Genomic DNA, 5,827 nt, shown 5'->3' with positions numbered 1-5,827 from the left:
TTCCGCTCCTCATTCTAGAAAGATGCTTTTCAGAAGAAAAATAACCATGATTCTTTCAAAGGGATCGGGAATCTAATCGTTTATGGCCTAAAACCCTGATTTATGTTCGAGGTATGAATAATTCAGGTTAATGAATAAAAACGAGTTGATTCCAACTCGTTTTTGTATGAAAGCGAATACAAAAATAATCGTAGAAGAAGAAAAAGCAGCAACAACGAATCATCCTAATGATAAATTGGACAGAAGCCGAATGATTGTTTTTATTGGCGGACTATTCGGATTGTTTTATTTGGGATACCATTTCTATACCAATGGATTTGCTCTTGACTTAAACACGGTGAATTTAATGTTTTTAACTGCCGCTTTATTACTTTATGGAAACGTAAAAGAATTAGGAAATGGATTGAAAAAAGCCTCCAATAGCGTCGGGCAATTTGCATTACAATATCCGTTTTACGCAGGAATTATGGGAATGATAAGTGCTTCCGGATTGGCAGTCTGGATGTCGGATGGCATTACACAAGTCGCTAATGAACATACATTGCCTTTCTTTGCTTTTTTATCTAGTGGAGTATTAAATATGTTTGTGCCTTCCGGAGGAGGACAGTGGGCGATACAAGCACCTATCATTTTACCTGCCGCGCTTGACTTGGGGGTAGAGCCAGCGAGAGTTGTGACAGCGGTAGCGTGGGGTGATGCCTGGACCAATATGATCCAACCATTTTGGGCTGTTCCACTTTTAGCAATTGCTGGACTAAAGATTAAAGACATTATGGGGTTTTGTGTCATCACCTTATTATATTCTGGTATTATCATTTCAGCAGTCCTCCTCTTATTTTAAAAACCAAATTGAAAGCGCTTTCCAAATATTAAAAAAAACTCTGTCGTCTTTTTTACGGCAGAGTTTTTTTATGAAAAATAATGGTTCAGAAAATAGGATGTTCTCGAATGTTGGCGAATATGATAATATAGAATGGTGTTATTGTGCACAAAATTAATGGTCATTATTGGTACTGTTACATATATATGATGAAAGTAGATGTTGTAAAGAATAGGAGCGTTTTCTAGTGAAGATAGAGATTGACGGGGTGAACGTTCATTATCACGTGTCCGGGTCCGGAGCAAATGTTGTTTTGCTTCATGGTTGGGGAGCGAACATACAAACTTTTGCGCCGGTCCACCAAGCGTTAGAGAAGAACTTTCGAGTATGGTCTATTGACTTTCCGGGCTTTGGGGAAAGTGAAGAACCGCCCCAACCATGGACGGTCGGAGATTATACAATGATGTTGGAGAAGTTTTTGAAACAACTGGGTATTCACGAGCCAATTCTAATTGGTCATTCTTTTGGTGGTAGAGTTTCCATTAAATATGCGTCCAAACCGAATTGTGACGTTCGAAAAATTATTTTGGTAGATAGTGCCGGGATTAAACCGAAACGTTCGCTTTCTTATTATATCAAAGTGTATACGTACAAAACGTTTAAAAAGTTGTTAAAGCTTCCAATCATCAATCGTTATGAGAAAGAAATTTTAGAAAAGGCCAAAAGCAAGCTAGGTTCTGCGGATTACAAAAATGTATCAGGAATTATGCAACAAACAATGGTGAAAGTGGTAAATGAGGATTTACGTCATCACCTTCCTCATATCAACGTGCCAACTTTACTCGTTTGGGGAGAATTAGATGAAGCAACTCCTGTCGCAGACGGTAAATTGATGGAAGAACTCATTCCGGATGCCGGTCTTGTTGTGTTAAAAAATGCGGGGCACTATGCTTATCTTGATAAACTACACGAATTTTTAGTGATTATCGATTCTTTCCTTCAACATGAAAAGGAGGAGCCAAAGTCATGATGACGTTGTTGATGATGCTTTATATTGCAATATGGGCCGTGTATACGAGTCATCTTGTAAAAAGAAGCACCCACATGTTACAACAAAATTCCTATCGACATGAACGATACTGGCGTTGGATTCGTTTCAATACATCAAAAGCATTTCCAGGTAAAAACTTTCTCCCTCTCATTGCATTGATTCTATTATTTTTCAACGAATATGTCGCCATTCTTCTCGGAATCATCATTTACGGTATACTTACGTATTTTAAAGAGAAGGAACCAGAGAAAAAGAAGCTGGTCATTACTGCACGAGTGAAACGGTTGTTTGTGACAATTGCTGTCCTTTACGTTATTACCGTAGGGATTGGTGTCTTTTTTAGTATGGGGGAAGAAAGTACCCTTGTTCCTCTCTTTATATTAACGATTGCCAGCACGGTGCTCGCATATATTTACACATTGGCAGCAAATGTTATCAATTGGCCAATGGAGGGTCAAATTAATCAGTATTATTATAACGATGCGGAAAAAATTATTTCCTCCATGCCTCATTTAGAAGTAGTAGGTATCACTGGAAGCTACGGAAAAACGAGCACGAAGCATATTGTGGAAAAAGTACTTACATCGGAATTCAATGTGCTAATGACTCCCGAGAGTTACAATACAAAAATGGGAGTCACAAAAACGATCCGTACAATGTTAAAGCCGTATCATGATATTTTTATCGCGGAAATGGGTGCGAAACAAGAAAATGACATTGAAGAAATTTGTCAATTAGTCCATCAAAAATACGGCATTATTACAGCGATTGGTGAGCAGCATTTAGAAACTTTTAAGACGCTAGAAAATATAAAGAAAACAAAGTTCGAAATCGTAGAAACATTACCTCATGACGGAACGGCGTTTTTAAACAAAGATGACGAAAACATCATGTCTTACAATCAACAAAATCAATGTCGTACCATTTATTATGGAATTGAGGCACCGGAGCTTCATTACCGTGCAATGGATATTTCTTATTCGACGAAGGGTTCGACGTTTACTGTGCTCAAATATGACGGGACGTCTGCACAAATTGAAACAAAATTGCTTGGAAAGCATAACATTTATAACATTTTGGCGGCAGTAGCGATTGGTTCGGAAAAGGGTATCCCATTAGACAAAATCGCCCTTGCGATTAAGCAAGTCTCACCCGTCGAACACCGCTTGGAATTAAAGAAAACAAAAGGGAATATCACGATTATCGATGACAGTTTTAATTCCAATCCAGTAGGATCAAAGATGGCTCTTGATGTGCTTGGACAAATGTCTGAATATAAAGTGCTGATTACACCTGGAATGATTGAACTGGGAGAAAAAGAATATGAGTTAAACCGTAATTTTGCATGTCATGCAGCGGAAGTTTGTGACTACATCATTTTAGTAGGGAAGAAACAGACGATTCCACTTCAAGACGGTCTACAGGAAAAGAACTTTCCTGAAAACAAGTATTACGTTGCAGCGGATCTACAAGATGCATTAAGAAAAATGAACGAAATCGCTGTACAGAAAACGGTCGTTCTATTAGAAAATGATTTGCCAGATACATTTAATGAATAAAAGCGGAGGCGAACCAAATGAAAACGAGAGTAGGTGTATTTTTTGGCGGGGTATCGGTAGAACATGAAGTATCTGTTATCTCTGCATTACAAGCAATTCATGCAATGGATAACGAACGTTATGAAGCAATCCCGATTTACATTAGTAAGAAAAGGGACTGGTATACCGGGGAAGAGCTTCTTGATGTGGAAGCTTATCAAAACTTAGATGAGCTTTTAAGCAAAGCGCAAAAAGTGACGCTTACTCGTGCGGAAGCAGGGAATGTCGTATTGCAAAAAGACCCTGTTCCAAAGTTTGGGAAACGTATTGTTGCAGAAATTGACGTCGCTTTTCCAATTGTGCACGGAACATTTGGGGAAGACGGCGTGCTGCAAGGCATGTTTGAATTATTTGATATCCCTTATGTCGGTTGTGATGTCGGTTCTTCAGCCGTCGGGATGGATAAAGTGATGATGAAGCAAATTTTACGAGATTCTAACTTACCTATTTTGGAATACGTCTGGTTTTACGCCAATGATTGGATGGAAGATCGTGAAGAATTCATTCAAATCATTGACCAAAGCCTTCACTTTCCAGTTATCGTAAAGCCTGCCAATTTAGGTTCCAGCGTGGGGATCAATCCCGCTTCTAATCGAGAAGAACTGGAAGAAGCAGTCGAAGAAGCGATGACTTTTGCCTCTAAAATTATAGTGGAACGCATGGTTCAAAATATGAAAGAAGTAAACTGTTCCGTACTTGGAGACTATGAAAACGTCGAAGCTTCTGTGATTGAAGAAGTATTAAAAAGCGAAGAAATATTAAGTTATGAAGATAAGTATCAAGGTGGAGGAAAGAACGGAGACGCGGCAAAAGGGATGGAAAACACGGACCGCATTATCCCGGCACCATTATCGGAAACGAGAACAAAGGAAATCCAAGAATTAGCGAAAGACACATTTCAAATTTTAGGAGCAAGTGGTGTATCTCGAATTGATTTTCTCATCGATCAAGCGACAGACAAAGTGTACGTCAATGAAATTAACACTATTCCGGGATCGTTATCTTTTTATCTATGGGAACCAACAGGAAAAGACTATAAACAATTGACACATGAACTGATTCAGCTCGCATTAAAACGAAAACGAGAACGGGAAAATTTGATGTTCTCTATTGATTCGAACTTATTCTCTCTTCATAGCGCAAGCGGCATGAAAGGTGGAAAGAACGGTTCTAAAAGATAAGAACCGTTCTATCGTTCTGTCATCGTTGGGGGCCTGTACTTGTTAATTTCCGTAAATGTTGGTTGTGAGAGTCTTTCCCCCATCGTTTCACCCATTCCGGATCATAGCCAAATTGGTCTAACATTCTGCCGACTGTGTGATGAATGACATCGTCTAACGTTTTTGGTTGATTGTAAAATGCAGGAACTGGTGGAAACACCATTGCACCAGCGGAAACGACAGCTTCCATATTTTTAATATGAATGAGATTTAATGGTGTTTCACGTGTCAGGAGAATTAATTTTTTTTGTTCTTTCAGCATGACATCAGCGGAGCGAGAGATTAAATCCGATGCCAATCCATTCGCAATGCTAGCAAGGGTTTTCATGCTGCAAGGAGAAACAATCATGCCATCTACTTTAAAAGAACCCGACGAGATTGCTGCTGCTTGATTTCCAGACGGATAGTAGACCGAAGCCATCTCTTTTACTTCTTTTACCGAATAAGGGGTCTCCAATTCAATGTTTCTACTTCCCCACGGGCTAATGATGACGTGGGTTTCTGCCCCTAAGTCATTTAAAAGTTGAATGGTGCGAATACCGTAGATGGCACCGGAACCACCTGTTATTGCTACGATGATTTTTTTCATGAAGTGTCACCCTTCCGTACAGATCTTAGTTATTCCGTCACTTAAACGACATCTTCTTTTGTAACTGGCTGAAGATTTGTTTGTTTATTTTTCTTCCATTGAAACAACACTACCGTTCCAAATAAAATAAATCCGACCACATTTAATGTAGCGTCTGTAGATAATAAAATTGCTGAACCTATTAGCAGGAGTAAACGTTCTATGATTGTTAATTTAACGAAAAAGTAACCGATGAATACACTTCCGATACCGATAATTCCTAATGCTCCACTAATCACTGTGAAGACAATAGCGTACCACTCTCCCATCATTAAGTACTCTGGATTGTATACGAATAAATAAGGAATGAAATAAGCGGAAAACGCTAACATGGAAGCAACCAGTCCCGTCTTCAAAGGATCGCTTTTGGCAATTCCCAATGCGGTGAAGTGCAGATGACATAAACTTTATAAAAATATATAAAAGTCAAAAATTATTGTTGAAATACCTCCTACTTTCTTGTATAATATACAAAGTAGGAGGTTGTAAAATGAAATATTACAGTATAGG

The 5,827-nt window shown here is 38.8% G+C and carries 6 protein-coding genes; 4 read left to right on the top strand and 2 right to left on the bottom strand.

Translation table 11 applies throughout. From position 1 onward, the window contains the following. The first annotated feature begins 130 nt into the window (after positions 1–130). The 4 genes from GJS40_RS11005 (at position 131) to GJS40_RS10990 (ending at position 4,650) form a co-directional block, all read left to right on the top strand. Entirely contained in the window at positions 131–841 is a 711-nt protein-coding gene (locus tag GJS40_RS11005) for a TIGR00366 family protein (protein WP_270897906.1), read from the top strand. Between the two features lie 226 nt (positions 842–1,067). Beyond that, the gene (locus tag GJS40_RS11000) at positions 1,068–1,850 is read left to right on the top strand and encodes an alpha/beta fold hydrolase (RefSeq protein WP_270897905.1); all 783 of its coding nucleotides are present in this window, start codon (positions 1,068–1,070) and stop codon (positions 1,848–1,850) included. Beyond that, a complete protein-coding gene (locus GJS40_RS10995) occupies positions 1,847–3,430 on the top strand; it encodes a UDP-N-acetylmuramoyl-tripeptide--D-alanyl-D-alanine ligase (RefSeq protein WP_270897904.1) in 1,584 nt (527 codons plus the stop codon). Before GJS40_RS11000 ends, GJS40_RS10995 begins: the two co-directional genes overlap by 4 nt. A gap of 17 nt (positions 3,431–3,447) precedes the next feature. After that, positions 3,448–4,650: a D-alanine--D-alanine ligase family protein gene (locus GJS40_RS10990; RefSeq protein ID WP_270897903.1), complete on the top strand. Its 1,203-nt coding sequence runs from the start codon at positions 3,448–3,450 to the stop codon at positions 4,648–4,650. Between the two features lie 19 nt (positions 4,651–4,669). Here GJS40_RS10990 and GJS40_RS10985 read toward each other — a convergent pair whose 3' ends face one another. Beyond that, the gene (locus GJS40_RS10985; RefSeq protein WP_270897902.1) at positions 4,670–5,278 is read right to left on the bottom strand and encodes a UbiX family flavin prenyltransferase; all 609 of its coding nucleotides are present in this window, start codon (positions 5,276–5,278) and stop codon (positions 4,670–4,672) included. A 41-nt stretch (positions 5,279–5,319) separates the two neighbouring features. Then, positions 5,320–5,673, bottom strand: a complete 354-nt coding sequence (locus GJS40_RS10980; RefSeq protein WP_270897901.1) for a hypothetical protein — start codon at positions 5,671–5,673, stop codon at positions 5,320–5,322. Between the last annotated feature and the right edge of the window lie 154 nt (positions 5,674–5,827).

The sequence above is a fragment of the Aliibacillus thermotolerans genome, from assembly GCF_027853235.1.
Classification (GTDB): Bacteria; Bacillota; Bacilli; order Bacillales; family Marinococcaceae; genus Aliibacillus; species Aliibacillus thermotolerans.
The sequence above is the reverse complement of the archived record's forward strand: the minus strand, read 5'-3'. Positions and strand labels throughout refer to the sequence as shown.